Annotated in this window: 16 protein-coding genes and 2 pseudogenes; 10 read left to right on the top strand and 8 right to left on the bottom strand. The window is 61.6% G+C overall.

Annotated elements, in window-relative coordinates:
• Nucleotides 1-42: 42 nt before the first annotated feature.
• A complete protein-coding gene (locus HYG81_RS21300; protein WP_180841699.1) occupies nucleotides 43-1,062 on the bottom strand; it encodes a lysylphosphatidylglycerol synthase transmembrane domain-containing protein in 1,020 nt (339 codons plus the stop codon).
• A 171-nt stretch (nucleotides 1,063-1,233) separates the two neighbouring features.
• Between HYG81_RS21300 and HYG81_RS21295 the strand changes: the two genes are divergently transcribed.
• A complete protein-coding gene (locus HYG81_RS21295; protein WP_180841698.1) occupies nucleotides 1,234-2,811 on the top strand; it encodes a sulfatase in 1,578 nt (525 codons plus the stop codon).
• Nucleotides 2,812-2,971: 160 nt separating this feature from the next.
• On the opposite strand, the gene HYG81_RS21290 is transcribed toward HYG81_RS21295, so the two are convergent.
• Together HYG81_RS21290 and HYG81_RS21285 are read right to left on the bottom strand one after the other, a co-directional pair.
• Nucleotides 2,972-3,403: a response regulator gene (locus HYG81_RS21290; protein WP_226376009.1), complete on the bottom strand. Its 432-nt coding sequence runs from the start codon at nucleotides 3,401-3,403 to the stop codon at nucleotides 2,972-2,974.
• A gap of 317 nt (nucleotides 3,404-3,720) precedes the next feature.
• Nucleotides 3,721-4,002 carry a DUF2238 domain-containing protein gene (locus HYG81_RS21285; RefSeq protein ID WP_226376008.1) on the bottom strand — a complete coding sequence of 94 codons (282 nt, stop codon included), beginning with the start codon at nucleotides 4,000-4,002 and terminating at the stop codon, nucleotides 3,721-3,723.
• Nucleotides 4,003-4,503: 501 nt separating this feature from the next.
• Here HYG81_RS21285 and HYG81_RS21280 point away from each other — a divergent pair.
• Complete coding sequence (locus HYG81_RS21280; protein ID WP_180841696.1) at nucleotides 4,504-5,361, top strand: universal stress protein; 858 nt, start codon at nucleotides 4,504-4,506, stop codon at nucleotides 5,359-5,361.
• A 27-nt stretch (nucleotides 5,362-5,388) separates the two neighbouring features.
• On the opposite strand, the gene HYG81_RS21275 is transcribed toward HYG81_RS21280, so the two are convergent.
• The 5 genes and pseudogenes from HYG81_RS21275 to HYG81_RS21255 form a co-directional block, all read right to left on the bottom strand.
• On the bottom strand, nucleotides 5,389-6,495 hold the full coding sequence (locus tag HYG81_RS21275) for a glycosyltransferase (RefSeq protein WP_180841695.1): 1,107 nt from the start codon (nucleotides 6,493-6,495) through the stop codon (nucleotides 5,389-5,391).
• 81 nt (nucleotides 6,496-6,576) lie between these two features.
• Nucleotides 6,577-7,086: pseudogene (locus HYG81_RS21270) on the bottom strand (hypothetical protein); the annotation flags it as partial.
• Nucleotides 7,087-7,295: 209 nt separating this feature from the next.
• Nucleotides 7,296-7,977 (bottom strand): annotated as a pseudogene (locus HYG81_RS45685) (DUF2270 domain-containing protein); the annotation flags it as partial.
• Between the two features lie 415 nt (nucleotides 7,978-8,392).
• Nucleotides 8,393-9,874: a DEAD/DEAH box helicase family protein gene (locus HYG81_RS21260; protein ID WP_180841694.1), complete on the bottom strand. Its 1,482-nt coding sequence runs from the start codon at nucleotides 9,872-9,874 to the stop codon at nucleotides 8,393-8,395.
• A gap of 306 nt (nucleotides 9,875-10,180) precedes the next feature.
• The gene (locus HYG81_RS21255; RefSeq protein WP_180841693.1) at nucleotides 10,181-10,834 is read right to left on the bottom strand and encodes a ribonuclease HI family protein; all 654 of its coding nucleotides are present in this window, start codon (nucleotides 10,832-10,834) and stop codon (nucleotides 10,181-10,183) included.
• A 365-nt stretch (nucleotides 10,835-11,199) separates the two neighbouring features.
• Here HYG81_RS21255 and HYG81_RS21250 point away from each other — a divergent pair, with 365 nt between their 5' ends.
• From HYG81_RS21250 to HYG81_RS21215, 8 genes are all read left to right on the top strand, one after another.
• Nucleotides 11,200-11,370, top strand: coding sequence for a hypothetical protein (locus tag HYG81_RS21250; RefSeq protein ID WP_180841692.1), 171 nt, complete (start codon nucleotides 11,200-11,202; stop codon nucleotides 11,368-11,370).
• 183 nt (nucleotides 11,371-11,553) lie between these two features.
• On the top strand, nucleotides 11,554-12,774 hold the full coding sequence (locus HYG81_RS21245) for a nucleotide exchange factor GrpE (RefSeq protein WP_180841691.1): 1,221 nt from the start codon (nucleotides 11,554-11,556) through the stop codon (nucleotides 12,772-12,774).
• Between the two features lie 199 nt (nucleotides 12,775-12,973).
• Entirely contained in the window at nucleotides 12,974-14,929 is a 1,956-nt protein-coding gene (gene dnaK / locus HYG81_RS21240) for a molecular chaperone DnaK (RefSeq protein ID WP_180841690.1), read from the top strand.
• A 215-nt stretch (nucleotides 14,930-15,144) separates the two neighbouring features.
• On the top strand, nucleotides 15,145-15,396 hold the full coding sequence (locus HYG81_RS21235; RefSeq protein ID WP_180841689.1) for a hypothetical protein: 252 nt from the start codon (nucleotides 15,145-15,147) through the stop codon (nucleotides 15,394-15,396).
• 295 nt (nucleotides 15,397-15,691) lie between these two features.
• Complete coding sequence (dnaJ, locus tag HYG81_RS21230; protein WP_180841688.1) at nucleotides 15,692-16,870, top strand: molecular chaperone DnaJ; 1,179 nt, start codon at nucleotides 15,692-15,694, stop codon at nucleotides 16,868-16,870.
• 77 nt (nucleotides 16,871-16,947) lie between these two features.
• Complete coding sequence (locus HYG81_RS21225) at nucleotides 16,948-18,075, top strand: sugar-transfer associated ATP-grasp domain-containing protein (protein WP_180841687.1); 1,128 nt, start codon at nucleotides 16,948-16,950, stop codon at nucleotides 18,073-18,075.
• A 171-nt stretch (nucleotides 18,076-18,246) separates the two neighbouring features.
• Nucleotides 18,247-18,840, top strand: a complete 594-nt coding sequence (locus HYG81_RS21220; RefSeq protein ID WP_180841686.1) for a DJ-1/PfpI family protein — start codon at nucleotides 18,247-18,249, stop codon at nucleotides 18,838-18,840.
• Between the two features lie 87 nt (nucleotides 18,841-18,927).
• The gene (locus tag HYG81_RS21215; protein WP_180841685.1) at nucleotides 18,928-19,677 is read left to right on the top strand and encodes a hypothetical protein; all 750 of its coding nucleotides are present in this window, start codon (nucleotides 18,928-18,930) and stop codon (nucleotides 19,675-19,677) included.
• Nucleotides 19,678-19,689 lie beyond the last annotated feature (12 nt).

The following is a 19,689-nucleotide window of genomic DNA, read 5'->3' as shown; positions in this document are numbered from 1 at the left end:
CAAAGGGAAATCGACCGCTCGGTCGATCCGGGGTTCGAGCGGTCACTCCAACGCCCGGACGCCGAACGCCGATACCGAGAGTCCGCCGATCAGAACTGGCATCCAGTAGATCGCTCCGCGGAAGACGAGCACGGCAGCGGTGATCGCCGACGCCGCGACGCTAGTTGTTGGGACGAGCAGCGCGACAAAGGCGGCCTCGATGCCGCCGAGGCCGCCCGGGAGCGGGGCCGCTCCCGCGAGGTTCGCCAATGGGATCACGAACAGCAGGACGTACATCGGAACGCTGTAACCGATCGCGGCGAACGCGGCCGTGAGCGCGGCGGTCTGGAAGAGCCAGCCGGCCAACGAGAGACCAACGACGGCGCCGAGACGCCGTCGATCCGTCGCGATGCGCTCGATGTTCTCGAAGAATCGCTCCAGCCGCTCCGTCAAGTCCGCCCGAAACGTCTCGCTATCGAACGGAGCGAATCCGAGCCGACCGAGAGGAGGAGCGATGACTGCGGGAAGGCGGTCGACGATCACGGACCGATACCGCCAGCCGAGGGCCATGGCGAGGACGATACCCGTGATCAGCGCGACCGCCGAGCCGACGGCCGTCTCGAGGCGCTCCCCGACGGTAGTGGTGGTTGCATAGTAGCCGACCCCGAGGAGGATTAGAGACACCGAAGGGACGACGTTGAGCACGTCGACGCTGGCGATCCCCGCGAGGCCGGTCTCGTAGTGCGCGTCGGAGACTTTCGAGATCAACAGCGCCGCGACCGGTTCGCCGCCGGCCTGGCCGAACGGAGTGACGTTGTTGGCGAAGACGGTACCAGCGTAGACGAAAAACGCCTTGCTGATCGGAATTTCGACGCCGAGGGAGACGAGAACCGTCCGGAGTATGAGGCTCCACGCGGCCAGCCAGCACAGCGCGAGAGCGAAGGTTGTAATAACTAACGAGGGCGCGGCCGACCGAAGCGAGTCGACGACGTCGCGCGCACCGACGACGAAAAACAGGACGGCAAAGACGGCGATAGTTCCACAAGCGCCGATAAGGAGTGCGCGTCGGTTCTGCTCTTCCATAGCGGGTGTTGATCATCAGCGAACTTGAAACGTCTGATCACCGCTGCAGAAGGCAGGAATTGGTATCGTTCCGCCGTCGATCGACGCCAACGATAATCGAGTTCTCCAACGAGTGCCATGATTGTGCCGAGTTGATTCGTTTTATTGGGATGGACTCAATTGTCCCGGATAATGAACGGAACTCAGCAGTCGAACGTCCTCTTCGTCGTTCTGGACACGGTCCGGAAGGATCATCTCGGACCGTACGGCTACGAGCGGGAGACGACGCCCCAACTCTCGCGGTTCGCCGCGGAGGCCACCGTCTTCGAATCGACCGTTGCGCCCGCACCGTGGACGCTTCCTGTCCATGCCTCACTGTTTACCGGTCAATACCCGAGTCAGCACGGGGCCGATCAGGGGAGTTCGTACCTCAAGGACGAGACTACTCTCGCGTCGATCCTGTCGGCGGCGGGATACGACACGGCGTGTTACTCTTCGAACGCCTGGATCACGCCCTACACCGGTCTCACCGACGGATTCGACGAGCAGGACTCGTTCTTCGAGGTGCTCCCCGGCGAAGTCCTCTCAGGACCCTTGGCCAGCGCGTGGCAGACTATCAACGACAACGACTATCTACGTAATCTGGCGTCGGAGCTCGTCCACCTCGGTGCGATGGCCCACTCTAAACTCGCCAGCGGCGAAGGGGCAGATTCGAAGACGCCGTCGGTCATCGATCGGACGAAGTCGTTCATCGACGATAGCGAGAGCGGTGAGGGGTGGTTCGCATTCGTCAACCTGATGGACGCCCACTTACCCTACTATCCGCCCGAAGAGTTCCGCGAAGAGTTCGCCCCCGGCGTCGATCCCGATGACGTCTGCCAGAACTCCAAGGAGTACAATTCCGGCGCCTGGGAGATCGACGACGAGGAGTGGGACGCGATTCGCGGGCTCTACGACGCCGAGATCGCCCACATGGACGCCGAACTCGGCCGGCTCTTCGACTGGTTACGCGAGACCGACCAATGGGAGGAGACCACCGTCGTGGTCTGTGCCGACCACGGAGAACTCCACGGCGAACACGACCTCTACGGCCACGAGTTCGCGCTCTACGACCAGCTAATCAACGTCCCGCTGCTGATCAAACACCCCGAGCTCGAGGCCGATCGGCGCGACGATCTCGTCGAGTTGCTCGACTGCTATCACACCGTCCTCGAAACGCTGGACGTCGATCCCGACGACGCGCTCGAGACGAACGGCGGCGGCCTCACCGGGTTCGATTCGACGCGATCGCTCTTGTCCGACGAGTATCGCGCCTTCGACGGGTTTGCGGAGCCGGACCCCGGCCAGCAGGCAATCCTCGAGGACGACGACAGCGGTGGAGATTACGCGTTCGTCGAATACGCCCAGCCAGTGATCGAACTCCACCACCTCGAGGAGAAGGCCAGCGAGGCCGGGATCGATCTGCCCGATGATCACCGGGCCTACTCGCGGATGCGAGCCGCCCGCGGAACCGACGCGAAGTACGTCCGCGCAGACCGTATCCCCGACGAGGCTTACCGACTCGACGAAGATCCGGAAGAGGAGTCACCGGTGGATCCAGCAGCCGACGACGCCGTCGCCGCAGCCGAACGGGCATTGGCCCGCTTCGAGGAGGCCGTCGGCGGTGCGTGGGACGATCCCGACGCGGCGGCCGGCGACCCGGACGAGGCGCTGGCCGACGCCGACGAGGAGACCCGCGAGCGACTTCGCGAGCTCGGCTATCTCGAGTAACACGTTATCGCTATTCCCTCCTATTGCGATGCAATCGTAGAACTAACAGTAGATAGTGACATGGTTTCTTTAGCTAAAGTTGCCTCTGAAACTGAATCGAGTGATTCGGTAACTACAGATGCGAACTTACCGTCGAGGTGACTACCTACCTCTAATCTACTCAAGAACAGGGAGGCAATCGTACTCTCTTTAACCAAAACTCCTCAACCGACTTAACTAATTCAATAAATAATTCTGGACTATCAGGCTTCGTTAAGTAAGCATTCGCGTGTTGCTTATAACTCGAAATAATATCTTCCCTGGCTGTCGAGCTGGTCAAGACAAGCACCGGAACGCGCTCCAGTTCAGAATCATTCTGCATTTCCTCTAACACGTCAAATCCATCTTTGCGGGGAAGATTTAGATCTAACAACACCAAATCAGGACACGGTGACTCCTTGTCCTTTAAAAAATTAATCGCCTCACTACCATCTGAGGCAATATGCATTCTCACATCAAACTTGGCACCTCGAAAGGCTTCTTGAGTTAATCGAACGTCTCCAGGGTTATCCTCTACGAGTAGAATATCAGGGGTAGTATTACTTTTAGTCACAGAAATCAATGAGGCTCTATCGCTTAATCAGTAGCTGTCTGGGTTTTCTCTCTCTAGTTCGTTAAATCTATTCGCTAATTATTTTGGAGTGACAAACAGTCACATCGATAGCCGTTCCGTTAACTGCTTCACCTATACTGACCGTGATTTTCACTCCCAACCCTGAATAAAGAAACCGTACTACCAACTACTGCTAATCGACGTGCTCGAAGAGAACGATCATCTCGGCGAGGAGAAGGCATCCATGTTACGGACTGATATTCTCAGTTCGGTCCAACTAGTCGATCTCCCCGAGGAAGAATAGTTCGTTCAGAGCGTTATGATTCGTCTCCCTCCGCGTCGACGAGATTCGATAACCGATCCCGCCCGAACAGGAGGACGATCGCTGCCCTGAGCAGATCGAAGACGAGATCACCTACGGCGTCGAGCCGTCCGTAGTGGACGAGCAAGGGGTCGAACCCGATCCGATCGCCGAGCGCGTGGACGATGTATTCGAATACCTCCCAGACGAAGCCGAGTCCGAACGTGATTCCGGCGACGAACGCCGTCCTAGAGCGACTCGAAGCGTGGCGTTCCCCGTCGACGTCGGATCGGTACACCACGTCCGCGACACCGGCAAAGACGACCCCCGAGAGCGTGTGTGCGAGATGGTCCCACTACCAGATGCGATCGTACGGGCCGAGCATGCCGAGCGTGGTGGACCAATGCAGCCGTCGAGATCCACTCCCGCTGCCACGGCCGAAAGTGAACGTCGTATCGCCGTTCGAGGTATCGCGGTAACGAGCCGAACGTCAGCGAGAGGGCACCGTTGACAATCACGCTCGGATCGCGACGCCGGATTCCCGCAGCGAGCGCGGCGACAATTCCCGCGTGCAAGAGGCGATTCACGATCCGCCGAACGCCGGTTTCACCTGTTCGCCGGACGCGTGGTTTTGGTGCCGTCACAGTGAATCCGAACCGTTCTAGACCATTACCGGGATCCGGATAATCGTTCACCGTGTCACTGCCACTTCGTCGACGATCATGTCCGGCGACGGGAGGATGTCACTCCGTCGTCGGATCAAACGGTATACCGATCCGGGTCGTAGTCGATGACGGCCATGTACGACCGCATTCTCGTTCCCGTCGACGGGAGCGATTCGGCGACGGTAGCGCTGGATCACGCGCTCGAGATCGCCAGCGATCACGACGCGCCTGTCACCCTCCTCTACGTCGCGGACACGAACGAGCTGAGTCAGACTCGCATCGGGACCGACGTCGTGGACGTCCTCGAGCACGAGGGCGACGAGATCGTCTCGGACGCGCGGGAACGGGCTGCGGACAGCGATGCTCCCGTTACCACGGACATCGTTCAGGGAGTCCCCCACGAAGCGATCGTCGACTACGCCGAGACGAAGGACGTCGATCTCATAGCGATGGGGACCCACGGTCGAGACGGTTTGGAACGATATGTCGTCGGGAGCGTCGCCGAACAGGTCGTCAATACGGCGCCGATGCCGGTACTGACGGTTCGCGCGATCGACGACACGCCGATCTATCCGTACGAGTCTATCCTCGTCCCGACCGACGGAAGCGAACACGCGACGACCGCGTTGCGCACGGGCGCGGCCGTCGCGAAGCACCACGGCGCGACGCTCCATCTCCTCGCCGTTCTCGAGGACCAGCTCCTCGGATCGCTCGGCGGGGAATCCGATCGTGAGAGTCGAGCGAGAGACCTGATCGAGGACGGCGAGGCGACGGCCAACGACGCGGGCGTCGACGACGTCGTGACCGCCGTCGAGTCGGGATCGGTACCGACGGAGATCACCTCGTACGCCGACGCCGAGGGGATCGATCTGGTAGTGATGGGAACCCACGGTCGGACGGGACTGGACGAGCGATTCCTCGGCGGTATCTCCGAACGAGTACTCCGCACTGCGCCGACCCCCGTCTTGACGACGAATCGCCGCGACGCCTGAGTGGCCGCCGGAGCGCCGATCAGGCGGTCAGTCGAGCGATCCCTGCGAGTCCTCGGAGAATCCCCAGCGGTCGTCGGCGGTCGTCGGCACCTCGTCGGTTGACGACTGCACGCTGCGATACAGGTACTCGAGATTATCCATCGTGCGCCGGACGTCGTACCGTTCGATGGCGGCCCTCGTATCGCGCTCCGTACGGAGACAGCTCTCGATGGCGTCGGCCATCGCCGCGCGGTCGCCGTACTCGAAGCGCTCGCCGTTGGCGGCACCGATCGTTTGCTCGAACGGGGGCACGTCGGCGGCGGCGACGGGCGTGCCACAGGCGTTGGCCTCCAGCGTGGACAGACCCAACGTATCCGCCGTCGACGCGGTGACGAAGACATCGATCGAGGAGTAAAAGATCGGCAGCTCCTCCCGAGGAAGAAACGTCCGGATATCGACGTTCTCGGGGGCGGCGGCCTCGAGGGAATCGCGGTAGGGGCCATCGCCGACGATGACGAAGTGGTACTCGGGAAGGGTCTCGGCGACGCGGAGGATCTCGCTGACGTTTTTCTCCATACTAAGTCGTCCGCTGTATCCGATTACCGTCTGATCCGGATACCAGTCGGTCTCGGTCGGCTGGAAGAACTTCATATCGAGTCCGACCGGGAGCGGCACGTGTTCGACGTCGCGTTCGATCCGCTTGGTCGAGGCAGTCACGGCGTCGAAACTCCGGAGAAACGCGTTCTCGAGAGGAACATATAGCTTCGATAGCGCGGCGGCGACCGATTCGAATTTGACGTTCTGATGGAAGTACTCCTCGAGCGGCGTGTGGTGGGTGTATATCGCGGGCAGTTCGTGTTTCCGCGCGTAGTAACGACCGAGAATGCCGACCGGTGCCGGACCGTGACAGTGGACGACGTCCAAATCAGGGAGCGTAGACGGCCGTCTAAAGAGTGGGATTCGATAGCCGGGGTAGAACGGGTTCGAGACCGATGTGACCGGAATTTCGCGGTCACCGGGTTCGTAGTCGCCCTCCGGGTAGACGACGTACACTTCGTGTCCGTTTCGTTCTAACTCCTCTCGCCAAAGCTTGATCGTATATGTGACACCGTCGATTTCGGGGAAGTAACTGTCCGTGAAGAATCCGATTTTCATTCAGGCCACCTCGTTGTAGAGCGTTCGGTACTGGTCCCTGACCGCTTCGAGCGTGAACGCCTCGCTCCGGTTCGCCACCGTTTCGGCTTCCTCCTGTCTCCGAATCCCCTTCTGGATCTGCTTGAGCTTTTGCCCCTTCCCGCGAGAGAGATACGGTGCGTGTGGTTGCATATAGTGGAGGACCGTCCGATCGGCCCGCTTGACGGCCTCGGAGTGATCGCGGAACGCCGCCGCCAAGCTCTCCGGCGGGACCGTCCCGAGATCGTCGTCCCAACCGGTCTTCCAGACGTCGAAGACCTCGCTAATGTGGTTAGCAGCCGTCCACTCGTAATCGCAACTGGCGCCCCACTTGAGTTCGTTCAAGGGGATCCCGAGGTCGTTGATGAACGGGTTCCCGGAAAAGTACGCGATGTCGTAGTCGTCGGTGAACGTTCGATAGGCCCACTCCGGTGTCGACGAGCCGGGACTCCGCCGCTTTTCCAGTTCTCCGTCGAGATAGTCATCGTACACTTCGCTAAATACGTCGTACCGACAGGCGTCCAGCACCAGACAATAATCCCATTCCGACTCGAGAAAGCGCTGATCCTCCATCAACCGGGTAGGCCTTTCGAGTCGATCCACGTATTCTTACTGATATCCGTACAGTCATGGTCGTTCATTAGTCTCTGTCGAGACGGAGATCACAGGAGTCGAGAAACGCGTACTCGTGAAGTTTGCGGTCAATCTAACCAGCGGTCGCACCGCTCATCGCGGCCGCATGGCCATACCAGAGAGGTGTTCTGGGAACGCACGGGAATCCCTGAATGGAGTTCGTCCTCGGCTCGCCACGTCCGCGGCCGCACGGCGACGAGAACTGCGAAGAGGTATAGCGTGACGAGGATACCGGTTACGAGGAGACCAGGGATCACACCGATTGATGCACTGGCGGGCCATGGTGTTTGTGCGAATGCGGTAACTCGGATCGTCCACGCACCCAACATAATTGTAAAGAGTAGTAGGTAGATCCGGCGAAGGCGGTGCGCAATTGCTTCCTCTCGAGTAATCTTGATAACTGGCGTCCGGTAGTCTTGGCTCAACCTCTCCCGCCACGACGGATCTTCAAGGCCTGTAGACGGGTCTAATCCGTACGCGAAGACGTTTTTTTTGGAGCGTCCGAACGCGTCCACGCCAGAGATCGTAGCCGCGATACCGCTGTGCCTCCATAATTAGGAAGGCGGTTAGTGCCGCAAGTCCCAATAGGAGGATGTAATGCGGTCGGTTGCGGCCGGAAAAGCCCCACGTGAGGACCCCGCTCATGACGATAACGGCCCAGTTTGACGTTCGGTCGAGTCGTTCGCGCCAAAATTTCATTCGATGGATCTCACCTCGGTAGAGGTGTGCCATCGACGAGCTCGGTGCCATTTCTTCCTCTAATAATCCCTCCCCGATTTCGCGATGTTCTGCGTTGCCGGGATCGATATCTTTCGCTGATTCTGGAGGCATCGCGAGTATACGCTCTCGACGACTACACTAATAGGGCCATCTCCTCGACTACTCTACTCGGATTTGGAACGGGCTTGGATCCGAGCAGCTTGTCTTCGACTATCTGCTATTCGGGAGCCGGCTAATACGTACAGGATAAGGGCCGAACGCTCCCAGTTCGCTACAAAACCGTCACCCAAATATTCGTTACAAGCCTGCGATCGACGGCCTAATGGCTATTCCTACCACTGACAAATGTTCCCATAATCTTCCCCAGCGGTTGCCGTGAAAATCAGAGGCAGATCACGCACTGAATCGGGCATCTAAGCATCCACACACGCCACACTGGACCACCAAAACCAGTCCGCTGGCTGCTAACCGCGACGAGAGCAAACGTAGCATCACCCCCTTTGGATCATGGTATACTAAATCGCCATTAGTCACGACGACGTCTTGCTATCCGTTCTTCACTGGTGTTTTTGGAGATAATCTCGTATAGAATCGCCCGACCGCCGTCCTCTTTTGGCCGGAGGATCCGTCCGAGGCGCTGTTTGAACTCGCGCTCGCTCCCGCTTCCCGAGAGAATGACGCCAACACTAGCCTCTGGTACGTCGATTCCTTCGTTGAGCACGTTGGTCGTGACGAGTCTCGTATAGTCACCTTCGCGGAAGCGATCCAAGATATACTCGCGCTCGGAACGACCGTCTGCTAATACATTGTCGGTCTGGTGGGTGATCGTCGGAATCAGAAACCGCTCGCTGACGTCGTACGCGAGGTCGTTGTGTGCCGTAAAGACGATCGCCCGATCGCCGCGGTGGTCGTCGAGAACCCCCGCCAGCGCCTCGAGTTTCGCCTCGCTCCCGAACATGATCTCCCGTGCGCGCTGGCGGGCGAGCAGCGCCTCGCGCGCGTCGGGGTCGTTGCCCGATCGCTTGACGAGTTCCTGATAGTCAGAGCCGCTCCGCATCTCGATGTTCGACTGGGCGAGGTAGTTCGTGAACACCTCCTGATTGTGCTCGTATTCCTCGCGCTCGTCGGGGGTGAGCGAGACCTCGAGTCGCTTGACGTCGTAGTTCGCCAGGTGGTCGCCGGCGAGTTCGTCCACGTCGACGCGGTGGACCAGCGGGCCGACGACGTCCTCGATCACCTCGTGTGCGCCGTCGGGTCGCTCGAACGTTGCGGTCAGCCCCAGGCGGGCGGGAGAAGCCAGCAGTCGCGCGATTTCGCGGTAGCCCTCGCCGCCGAGGTGGTGGACCTCGTCGAAGACGACGCACCCGAACCGATCGCCCACCGAATCGGCTTTCAGGTACGCCGAGTCGTACGTCGAAACGGTGATCGGTTCGAGACGCTGTTCGCCGCCGCCGAAGCGCCCGATCGGGCGCTCGAATTCGCGCTCGAGTTCTCGCTGCCACTGCTCGAGCAGGTCGATCGTCGGCACGACGACGAGCGTCGGCACCGAGAGCCGTTCGATCGCCTTCAGCGCGATGACGGTCTTGCCGCTTCCGGTCGGGAGCTCGAGGATGCCGGCGGGTGCTCGTCCGATTGACTCGGCCGGGCCGTCGGCCCAGCGATCGGTCTCGAGCCACGCCTCGAGCGCCGTCGCCTGATAATCGCGGAGTTCGTACGCGGACTCGAGGGCGGGCACGGACTCGAGATCGAGAACGCGGTCATCGATTACGGCGTCCGTCCCCGCCAGCGCTGCACGGAGGTCGGCGTACCGGAAGGCCGGGACGCGCCACCCGTCAGTCCGCCGGTCGGGCTCGGGGCCGGGGACGGCGGTGCGAAGCGACGACGGCGAGACGGTGGCTCTCTCGAGGCCGTCGATCCGGATCGTCCCGTCCTCGTACCGGAGTTCGATCGCGGTCGATTCGTCGGCCGGTGTCGGCGTCACGGGACACAATCGGGGGCAGACCCACATATACGGTCGGGTATTTTGCGACCTCGAGATCGTCACTACGAGCGCTATTTCGATCGGTTCGTGGACAACCCCATTCTCCCAGACGTGGGTGCCTATTACTCGTGATGCGTGGCAAGTACAGTCGGAGAACGCACACGTATCCATGGCGATAGGCATCTTCTGGCGTTTATCGACGAAAGCGAGTCCCGTGCGCCCAACGGAAGCTGTCACCGCTAAACAGAGAGGGTGGAGTCAGTACGTGGTTTCGAGTCGCTTCTGCGGATTTCAACGGTGCCGGGATTTCGAATCGAAAGCGGCGTAACGCCCCTATCCAGGACCGAAAGCCGCGATATCGGCTCCCACTGTCGCCAGTGCGTCGGCGGGGTTCGGGTCGCTGTCGGCCAGATGCGTGTACTGGTGGTCCGGGATGCTCGAGAGTGCCGCCGCGACGGCCTCGCTGTACGTCTCGACGCCCGGTTCCGTCGGGTCATCGCCACCCCAGACGTCTCGGATGACCGTCATCGAATCGATGCGCACGTCCAGCCTGCGTGGCTCGTAGCGAGCCAACAGTTCGGAGAGCCCGAGCTGGAGGGCGACGTACTCGGCGGTGTTGTTCCCCGTCCGGGAGCCGACGGGGCGGCCGAGACGAGCGAGTTGGTCCTCCGTATCGTCCATGATGACAGCGCCCGCCCCTGCGGGGCCGGGGTTGCCGCGTGAACTGCCGTCGATGTAGAGGACGAACGTGTCGCTCGTCGATTCGGGAACGGGTGGCCGGGTGAGTCCCGACCCCAGCAGGCTCTCGAGCGCGCGACGCAACTCGGCCGGGGTGGTCACGGGGTCGAATAGGCCGCCGTAGCCGGGGACGGTATCGTCGACGGCGTCGGTGGCGGCCGCTACCTCGTACCCGACACCCGCGAGTACCTCGTCGACGAGCGTGGCGAGCGGTGAGAGATGTTCTGCCGGGAGGGGGTCGTCGGTCACGCCACTCGCCCCCTCTGGCTTCGGTTCCGGGCCTTCACACCCTCGCTCCCGAACGATTTCGCTGGCTGGTCGCACCACTGCATATCGGTCCTCGGTGGTCAAGCGGGATAATTGCTTCAGGTGGTACCGATGGCGGACCACTTTGAATCAGTCAGCCCCCTGAAATCCGCAGCGGCTGATACGAACGGCCTGCTGAATAGAGAGGCTATATCCGGCACAATAGAGCGATCTGGTTCCACTCGTATTATCCGGGGAGAAGTGGAAGAGGTAGCTGTGAAAACAACTGTCTCAGACGCTGCGAAACGGGGACTCCCGATCCCTTGCATGCCGTGAAATTTTCCGTCTTTATACTCTCAGTATCATCTATGGCTGGATTGATTCAGCGAACGGCACAGGCGATCGATGATATGTGGCAGTCGATATGGCACGGGTCGAGTCGCGCCGAGAAAGTCCTAATCGCCATCGTGCTTCTGGTCACCGGATTGGCCATCCCGGTGATCCCGATCGTCTGGATCGCCCGGATTATCGCCAACTGATCAATGGAGCAGCGGAGCGAGAGACGCGCTATCAGTTCAGCACGACTCGCCAGATACCATTGAAACCTGATAAAAACTTCAGTGCTCACTTCGCATCCGTAGTGATCAGTTCAGTTTTCCGTTTCACTGGATGCGAGCCGCCGTACCTCAACCCTTTTATTACCGCTGTTCGTTGACTGCCACATGAGCGAAGACGAGGGCACGAACGCGTCAGCCCAGGGTGTCCCGTCCGAGGAGGAATCCGACGACGGCGAGACGGCCGACGTCGATCACGAGACGTCGATGGACGGGGATTCGGAACAGGAATCCGAATCGACCGACTTGGAATCGGCAGGAGCGGCCACAGAGACCGACTCGAGCGCGGACGTAGCCGACGAGACAGCGGCAGCGGGGACCGAAACGACCGCGGGCGATGCCGACGAGGACGGGGAGGCACCCCAAACGAGCGAGGACGTCCAGCGTATGCTCGATCGGGTGACCGAGTACGACGACGAACTCGCCCGCAAGGTCAACTCGATCGTCGAGGAGGCCCGCGATCTCAACGGGACCGTCAAACACCAGCGCGCGGAACTCGAGGATCTCACGGAACGCATCGAGTCCCAGGCCGAGACGATCGGCGAACTCCAGGACCAGCTCGACGAGTACGAGTCGGCCTTGGACGAGCGCGACGAGCAACTCGAGGAGTACGAGGAAGAGATAGAGGACCTGAAGAGTCGCCTCAAGCGCAAACAGGCGGACTTCCAGAACTACAAGAAACGCGCCAAGAAACGCCAACAGCAGATCAAGGACCGCGCCGCCGAGGACCTCGTCGAGCGCCTCATCGGCGTCCGGGACAACCTCAAACGCGCGCTCGAGGAGGAGAGCGGCGATGTCGACACGCTCCGGGACGGCGTCGATATGACGCTGCGCGAGTTCGATCGCATTCTCGAGGACGAGAACGTTTCGGAAATCGACCCCGATCCCGGGACCGAGGCCGACCCGCAGCGCCACGAGGTCATGATGCAGGTCGACAGCGACCAGCCCGAAGGAACCATCGCCGATGTCTACACGCCCGGCTACGAGATGGGGGAGAAAGTCATCCAGAACGCTCAGGTGACCGTCTCGAACGGTGAGTTCGCAGATGGGGACGGGGATGACGACGACGGCGCAGACGAGAACGAGGAGGTAGCGACCGACGAATCGGACGAGCAGCGCGACGCGACTGACGAGACCGATGCTGACGATGGGGCAGCCGACGGAACCGACGCGGATGCCGACACGGTCCCAGACGAATCGACCGAGACCGACGAATCGGCGACTACCGACGACGATGACGACGGTAAGGCGATTGAACTCGGCGGCGAAGTCGCCGACGATGACCGCGAGGGCACGGCAGCGGACGACGCAGACGACGCGAACAAGTAGCGCGAGCGGACGCCGCTCGAGTCGTCGGTGTATCGCGTTTCGGTCTGCCACTGCTCGACAGAGGGCCGGATTTGACCCTGGTTTTTACTGCAGCCCAACTGTCGCGAGCGAGGCTGAGAGCCGTGGTTTCCGGATTTTATTCGGATCCTCATTCTGCCTAGTAACCTTTAAAACAAAGTGCGCACAATACCCGTCCACTATGGCAAGCAACAAGATTCTCGGAATCGACCTCGGGACGACGAACAGCGCGTTCGCGGTGATGGAAGGCGGCGATCCGGAGATTATCGTCAACGCGGAAGGCGAACGGACGACACCCTCCGTCGTCGCCTTCACCGACGACGACGAGCGCCTCGTCGGCAAACCCGCGAAGAATCAGGCGATTCAGAACCCGGAAAAGACGATCGCCTCGATCAAGCGCCACATCGGCGAGGAAGACTACACCGTCGAGATCGAGGGCGAGGAGTACACGCCCGAAGAGATCTCGGCGATGATCCTCCAGAAGATCAAACGCGACGCCGAGGACTATCTCGGCGACGACGTCGAGAAGGCCGTCATCACGGTTCCCGCATACTTCTCCGACCGACAGCGTCAGGCAACCAAAGACGCCGGCGAGATCGCCGGCTTCGAGGTCGAGCGCATCATCAACGAGCCGACGGCCGCCTCCATGGCCTACGGCCTCGACGACGACTCCGACCAGACCGTACTCGTCTACGACCTCGGTGGCGGTACCTTCGACGTCTCTATTCTCGATCTCGGCGGCGGCGTCTACGAAGTCGTCGCGACCAACGGTGACAACGACCTCGGTGGCGACGACTGGGACGAGGCCATCATCGACTGGCTCGCCGACGAGTTCGAGGACGAACACGGCATCGACCTCCGCGAGGACCGCCAGGCCCTCCAGCGGCTCAAGGACGCCGCCGAGGAGGCCAAAATCGAACTCAGTAGTCGAAAAGAGACCGAGATCAACCTCCCGTTCATCACGGCGACCGACGACGGCCCGATCCACCTCGAGGAGTCGATGACGCGTGCCAAGTTCGAGTCGCTCACGCAGGACCTGATCGACCGGACCGTCGAGCCGACCGAGCAGGCGCTCGAGGACGCGGGCTACGATGCGGACGAGATCGACGAAGTCCTCCTCGTCGGCGGGTCGACCCGGATGCCTCAGGTCGCCGAGAAGGTCGAAGAGCTGACCGGAAAAGCGCCCCAGAAGAACGTCAATCCCGACGAGGCCGTCGCGCTGGGCGCAGCGATTCAGGGCGGCGTGCTGGGCGGCGAGGTCGACGACATCGTCCTGCTGGACGTGACGCCGCTCTCGCTGGGTATCGAGGTCAAGGGCGGCCTCTTCGAGCGCCTCATCGAGAAGAACACGACGATCCCGACCGAGGAGTCGAAGATCTTCACCACCGCGGCGGACAACCAGACCACGGTGCAGGTCCGGGTCTTCCAGGGCGAGCGCGAACTGGCCGCGGAAAACGAGATGCTCGGCGAATTCCACCTGACCGGCATCCCGCCGGCCCCCGCCGGAACGCCCCAGATCGAAGTCACGTTCTCGATCGACGAGAACGGCATCGTCAACGTGAGCGCGGAGGACAAGGGCAGCGGCACCACCGAGGAGATCACCATCGAGGGCGGCGCCGGACTCTCTGACTCCGAGATCGAGAAGATGCAGCGCGAAGCCGAAGAACACGCCGAAGAGGACCAGCAAAAGCGCCAGCGCATCGAGGCCCGCAACAACGCCGAGGCCACGATCCAGCGCGCCGAGACGCTGCTCGAGGAGAACGACGAGCAGGTCGATGACGACCTTCGTGCGGACATCGAGGACGCGATCGAGGACCTCGAGGCGACGATCGACGACGACGATGCCGACGCTGACGACATCGAGACGGCGACCGAGAACCTGAGCGAGGAACTTCAGGAGATCGGCAAGCAGATCTACCAGGAAGCCGGTGCCGCGGACGCCGGTGCGGCCGGCGGCGCAGCGGGTGCCGGCGCGGCAGGCGCAGGCGGTGCGGCCGGCGCAGGCCCCGGCGGCATGGGCGACGGCCCGAACCCCGGTCCTGACGCGGGCGCTGCCGACGGCGAGGGCGAGGAGTTCGTCGACGCCGACTTCGAGGACGTTGACTTCGACGAGGACGAGTCCGAAGACGACGAGTAACGAGTCTTCGTTAACCCGTCAGACGATTCTAGCGTCGATCAGAACTTCAAGGGATGGGCCTACGAGACTGATCCGTCTAAAGCGACTAGTTTTCAACATCTCGGCGAGATGACGGGGGATCATATGGTATACGGCTGCTAACATCTAAGAAATTATTTTATTTCGGATCATGATTCTACCACAACAGTTATTACATTATTTTACATATAATATTCATGTCTAGGATAGATCTGTTATCACTGCTAGTTGGCTTCTTCTGGGGATCAGCATTTGTCGTGGTAAATCAAATAATTGGAGAGAAACGAAACTATATACCCAGACTAATTGTTGTACATGTAATTATTGTTATGTCTGCAGTGTTCGTACTCTTACGTTTAGACGGTTCTGTGATTGCTGCCGGTGTCGTTGCCCTTCTCGTATTAGCCCTTGCCAATTTCACTGAGTTTCCGAAAAACGGTTCAAACTAGGAATATCGCGAGCACGGCGTCCTCTCGGAACATCTCCGTCCGATCCGTCTCGAGACGAGATCGAATGGGGGCATTTCACGCCTTATAGTACGTGAGTCCTCCACAGCGTTCGAGTTACCGCTGCGGTGAAGGCGCAAGCACTGCACCCGCGAGCGACCACCGGGAGCGAGCGGCCTTTTTAGCGTAGATTTTTGCGCCGAGTGGTTCCGAGCGAAGCGAGCGAACCCGAGGCGGAAAAAGGTACGTCCGGAACGTTCGTTTCAAGTGTCTCAACCGACTATCGGGTGAACAACGAATGAGCGAGGACTTCTATGACGTTCTCGGCGTGAGCTCCGACGCGTCTGCCGAGGAGATCAAACAGGCGTATCGGTCGAAGGCCACCGAGTACCATCCGGACGTCAGCGACGACCCCGATGCCGAGGAGAAGTTCAAGAAAATCCAGAAGGCAAAGCAGGTCCTGACCGACGAGGAAAAGCGCGAGGCCTACGATCAGATGGGTCATGACCGCTACGAACAGGCCGAGAAACACGGCTTCGACGCGAGCGACGCCGGCGGTGCCGGCGGGATGGGGGGCGGCCCGTTCGGCGGCATGGGCGGTGGCGGAATGGGCGGCGGCATGGGTGGCGGCGGTCTCGGCGACATCTTCGAACAGGTCTTCGGCGGCGGTGGCGGCGGCCGCGGCCGTCGTCGACCCCGCAAGGGACGCGACCTGCGAACCGAACTCGAGATCAACCTCGAAGAGGCCTACGAGGGCGCGGAAAAGCAATTTACCGTCGAGCGGCCCGAGGAGTGTGACGTCTGCGAGGGCGAGGGTCATCCGCCGGAGGCTGACGCTGAGACCTGTCCGCAGTGTCAGGGACGTGGACAGGTGACGCAGGTCCAGCAGACGCCACTGGGTCGCGTCCAGCAGACGACGGCCTGTCCTCGCTGTGAGGGAGAGGGGACGCTGTACTCTGAGACATGCGGCGAGTGCCGTGGCGAGGGCTACGTCCGAAACGAGGCGACGCTGACCGTCGAGATCCCGGCCGGCATTCAGGAGGGACAGACCCTTCGGATGGAAGGCGAGGGGGCACCCAGCCCCGAGGGCGGTCCCCACGGCGACCTGCTGATCGACGTGACCGTCAGCGAGCACGACGAGTTCGAACGCGACGGCGACGACCTCCAGTATCGGCTGCCGATCTCGTTCCCGCAGGCCACCTTCGGCGACACTGTCGAGGTCCCCACGCTCGAGGGCGGTGCCGAGTTCGAGATTCCGAAGGGAACCCAGAGCGGCGAGACGTTCCGCCTCGAGGGCAAGGGCATTCCCCGGCTTCGCGGTCGCGGACAGGGGGACCTCTTCGTGAAGGTTCAGGTCGTCACTCCCGAGGGTCTCAACGAGGATCAGCGCGACGCGCTCGAGGAGTTCGCGGAGGCCGGCGGCGACGAGATCGAAGTGAAGGAAGGCTTCTTCGAGAAGATCAAGCGCGCGTTCTAGCGAGCGGACAGTTTCCACAGCGGGCACGACCATTATCTCACCGATAAATATGGGCTGGGGCCCGTCAGTCGTCGGTGATGAACATCGTTGGAACCTACCGGTCGGCGAATCGGCTGCGGAAGCTACTCCGGGCGGAACGGCGGTCCGGGTCATCGTTCGATCTTTCCCCCCGTCGCCGACTCCAGCTCTATCGACGCGGCTTTCTGAGCAAGTCCGGCGTTATCTACGACTTCGAGTCGAACGACCCCGCCGATTATCTCACTGATTACCAGCGCTTCGTCGGAACGAAGCGAATCAACGGCCACTGGAACGCGTTGATCGACAACAAACTCGCCTTCCACCGGGTCCTCGGGGAGTTCCCGGCTCACCGTCCGACCGTGTACGGGCTGCTCAACGACGGGCGCTTTCACACGTTCGATCCCGCCGAAGAGTCGGCGCTGACCGACGGGGGCATCGAACTCGAGCATTCGCCCGGATCGGCGACGACGCGGCCGACCGAGGAACCGATCGACTGGCTCGACGACGCCCTCTCGGACGGGGACCGGCTCGTGTTGAAGTGGTTCAGCGGCGGCGGCGGGAACAACGTTCACTTCCTCGAGCGGGTGGACGGCGAATACCGGTTCGACGGCGAGCGGACGAGCGAGTCCGACCTCGTCGAGACGCTCGCGGGCCTCGAGGACTACCTCGTCTGCGAGTTCGTCCAACAGGCCGACTACGCGGACGAGTTGTTCCCCGACACGGTGAACACGCTCCGGGTCCTGACGATGTACGACGAGCGGGCGGGAGAGGCGTTCATCCCGATCGCGATTCAACGGATCGGAACGGGGGACTCCGTCCCCGTGGACAACTTCTCGAACGGCGGATTGAGCGCAGAGATCGATCGCGAGACGGGCGCGCTCAGTGTGGGTGCGGAGTATCCACACGACGGTATCGTCGACTGGCACGAGAGTCACCCCGAGACCGGCGCTCGTATCGAGGGAACAGAGATTCCCGGCTGGGAGGAAACGCGAGACCGCTTGCTCGAGATCGCGGAAACGCTCTCCCACACACCCTACGTCGGCTGGGATCTGGTCGTCACCGACGAAGGCGAGTTCCAGATCATCGAGGCCAACAGCTATCCGGGCGTCGCATCGCTCCAGGTACACCGACCGCTGCTCGCTGACGATCGAACGCGACGGTTTTACCGGGATCACGGCGTCGTCTGAGGAGACTGACGGCGCTCGAGTGATTCACCTCTCGGACACTCGTCACGCGATTTCGCTCGAGCAGCCGCCCTCGAGCGGTCGAGGGAGCGGGTTGGCTGCTGTTATGAGTGTTACGGTATCGTACAGCATAGACTATGGCTGTTGCGACCGAACGATCGGACGAGGATACCCATGTCAGCACAACAGATACTGCTCCTCGCCGGTGACTTCGTCGAGGACTACGAGATCATGGTCCCGTTTCAGGCGCTCCAGATGGTCGGCCACGAGGTCCACGCCGTCTGTCCGGAGAAGGAAACCGGGGACACCTGTCCGACCGCTATCCACGACTTCGAGGGCGACCAGACCTACACCGAGAAGCCGGGGCACCAATTCGAACTAAACCACGACTTCGAGGACATCGATCCCGCCGACTACGACGCGCTCGTCGTTCCGGGCGGGCGCGCACCCGAGTACCTCCGAACGTACGACGAGGTGCTCGAGATAACCCGCCACTTCTTCGAGGCGGACAAACCGGTCGCGGCGCTGTGTCACGGAATCCAGATCCTCGCCGCGGCGGACGTGCTCGAGGGACGGACCTGTACCGGCTATCCGGCCCTCGAGGCGGACGTCCGGATCTCGGGCGGCACCTGGGAAGACGGCGTCACGCGCGATGGAAATCTCGTAACGGGACAGGCGTGGCCGGACCACCCCGAGTGGCTCGCGCAGTTCCTCGAGTGTCTCGGGACGGACATCGACCACGCAGAGCCGGCGGCCGCGGACGACTGACCTCAGCCCGCCGTACGGCGGGTTGCGATGGCGACGCCGGCGACGCGAGTCGGCGTCCTTTTTCCGCCCCGGTGCCCAGTCTCGAGTATGAACGCTGGGACGGTCGACGAGCTGTTCACCCGGGAGCTCCGCGACGACCGGATCGGACTCGTCGACGCGACGGGTCGGGAGTACGACTACCACTGGCTGTGTACCTCCTCGTGGCAGGCCGGGAACTTCCTGCGCCACGCGGGCGTTCGCGAGGGCGTCACCGTCGGCGTCGTCGGCGACGGCCCGCTCGCCCTGCTCGCCTTCTTCGGGACGACGCTACTCGAGGGAACCACCCGTTTCGAGCCGCCGACTGACCTCGCGGACGCGGACGACTTTCGGGCCCTCGTCGCACCCGTTTCGGCCCTCGAGGAGTACGACCTCCCGCGTGGCGCACAGCGCGTCGGCTACGGATCGAACCCCGACGCGCCGGACGTCCACCACTTCGACGCCGGCATCTGGACCGAAAACCCGTCGTTTCCGCCGCTAACTATCGATCCCGAGACGGCGATCCTGACCGACGGTGAGCGAACCGTTACGCACGGACAATTGCTCGAGGCCGCACACGCGGTGCTCGAAGAGACCGGGCTCGAGACGGACGATCGCGTCGTCGTTCGAGCGCCGCTGTCTGACCCCCGGACCGTGGCGGCGGGCATACTCGCGCCGTTGCTGGCAAAGGGCGTGATCGTACTCCCGGACAACGAGGAGGAACGGATGGTCGAACGGGGAGATTTTGCCGTCTCGAGCAAACCTCTCGAGTCGGTTCCCGAACCGAACCGCATCGATCTCGATGCGGTGACGCTTCCCTAACGGCGATCGATT

Origin of the sequence: Natrinema zhouii (assembly GCF_013456555.2) — an archaeon.
Taxonomy (GTDB): domain Archaea; phylum Halobacteriota; class Halobacteria; order Halobacteriales; family Natrialbaceae; genus Natrinema; species Natrinema zhouii.
This window is presented reverse-complemented; position numbering and strand designations above follow the sequence as displayed.

What these genes read in the sequence shown, in the direction of transcription:
- dnaK (WP_180841690.1), top strand. Translation starts at nt 12,974, where the DNA reads ATGGCAAGCAACAAGATTCTCGGAATCGACCTCGGGACGACGAACAGC.
- dnaJ (WP_180841688.1), top strand. Translation starts at nt 15,692, where the DNA reads ATGAGCGAGGACTTCTATGACGTTCTCGGCGTGAGCTCCGACGCGTCT.
- HYG81_RS21235 (WP_180841689.1), top strand. Translation starts at nt 15,145, where the DNA reads ATGTCTAGGATAGATCTGTTATCACTGCTAGTTGGCTTCTTCTGGGGA.
- HYG81_RS21225 (WP_180841687.1), top strand. Translation starts at nt 16,948, where the DNA reads ATGAACATCGTTGGAACCTACCGGTCGGCGAATCGGCTGCGGAAGCTA.
- HYG81_RS21295 (WP_180841698.1), top strand. Translation starts at nt 1,234, where the DNA reads ATGAACGGAACTCAGCAGTCGAACGTCCTCTTCGTCGTTCTGGACACG.
- HYG81_RS21215 (WP_180841685.1), top strand. Translation starts at nt 18,928, where the DNA reads ATGAACGCTGGGACGGTCGACGAGCTGTTCACCCGGGAGCTCCGCGAC.
- HYG81_RS21300 (WP_180841699.1), bottom strand. Translation starts at nt 1,062, where the DNA reads ATGGAAGAGCAGAACCGACGCGCACTCCTTATCGGCGCTTGTGGAACT.
- HYG81_RS21245 (WP_180841691.1), top strand. Translation starts at nt 11,554, where the DNA reads ATGAGCGAAGACGAGGGCACGAACGCGTCAGCCCAGGGTGTCCCGTCC.
- HYG81_RS21275 (WP_180841695.1), bottom strand. Translation starts at nt 6,495, where the DNA reads ATGAAAATCGGATTCTTCACGGACAGTTACTTCCCCGAAATCGACGGT.
- HYG81_RS21260 (WP_180841694.1), bottom strand. Translation starts at nt 9,874, where the DNA reads ATGTGGGTCTGCCCCCGATTGTGTCCCGTGACGCCGACACCGGCCGAC.
- HYG81_RS21280 (WP_180841696.1), top strand. Translation starts at nt 4,504, where the DNA reads ATGTACGACCGCATTCTCGTTCCCGTCGACGGGAGCGATTCGGCGACG.
- HYG81_RS21250 (WP_180841692.1), top strand. Translation starts at nt 11,200, where the DNA reads ATGGCTGGATTGATTCAGCGAACGGCACAGGCGATCGATGATATGTGG.
- HYG81_RS21220 (WP_180841686.1), top strand. Translation starts at nt 18,247, where the DNA reads ATGTCAGCACAACAGATACTGCTCCTCGCCGGTGACTTCGTCGAGGAC.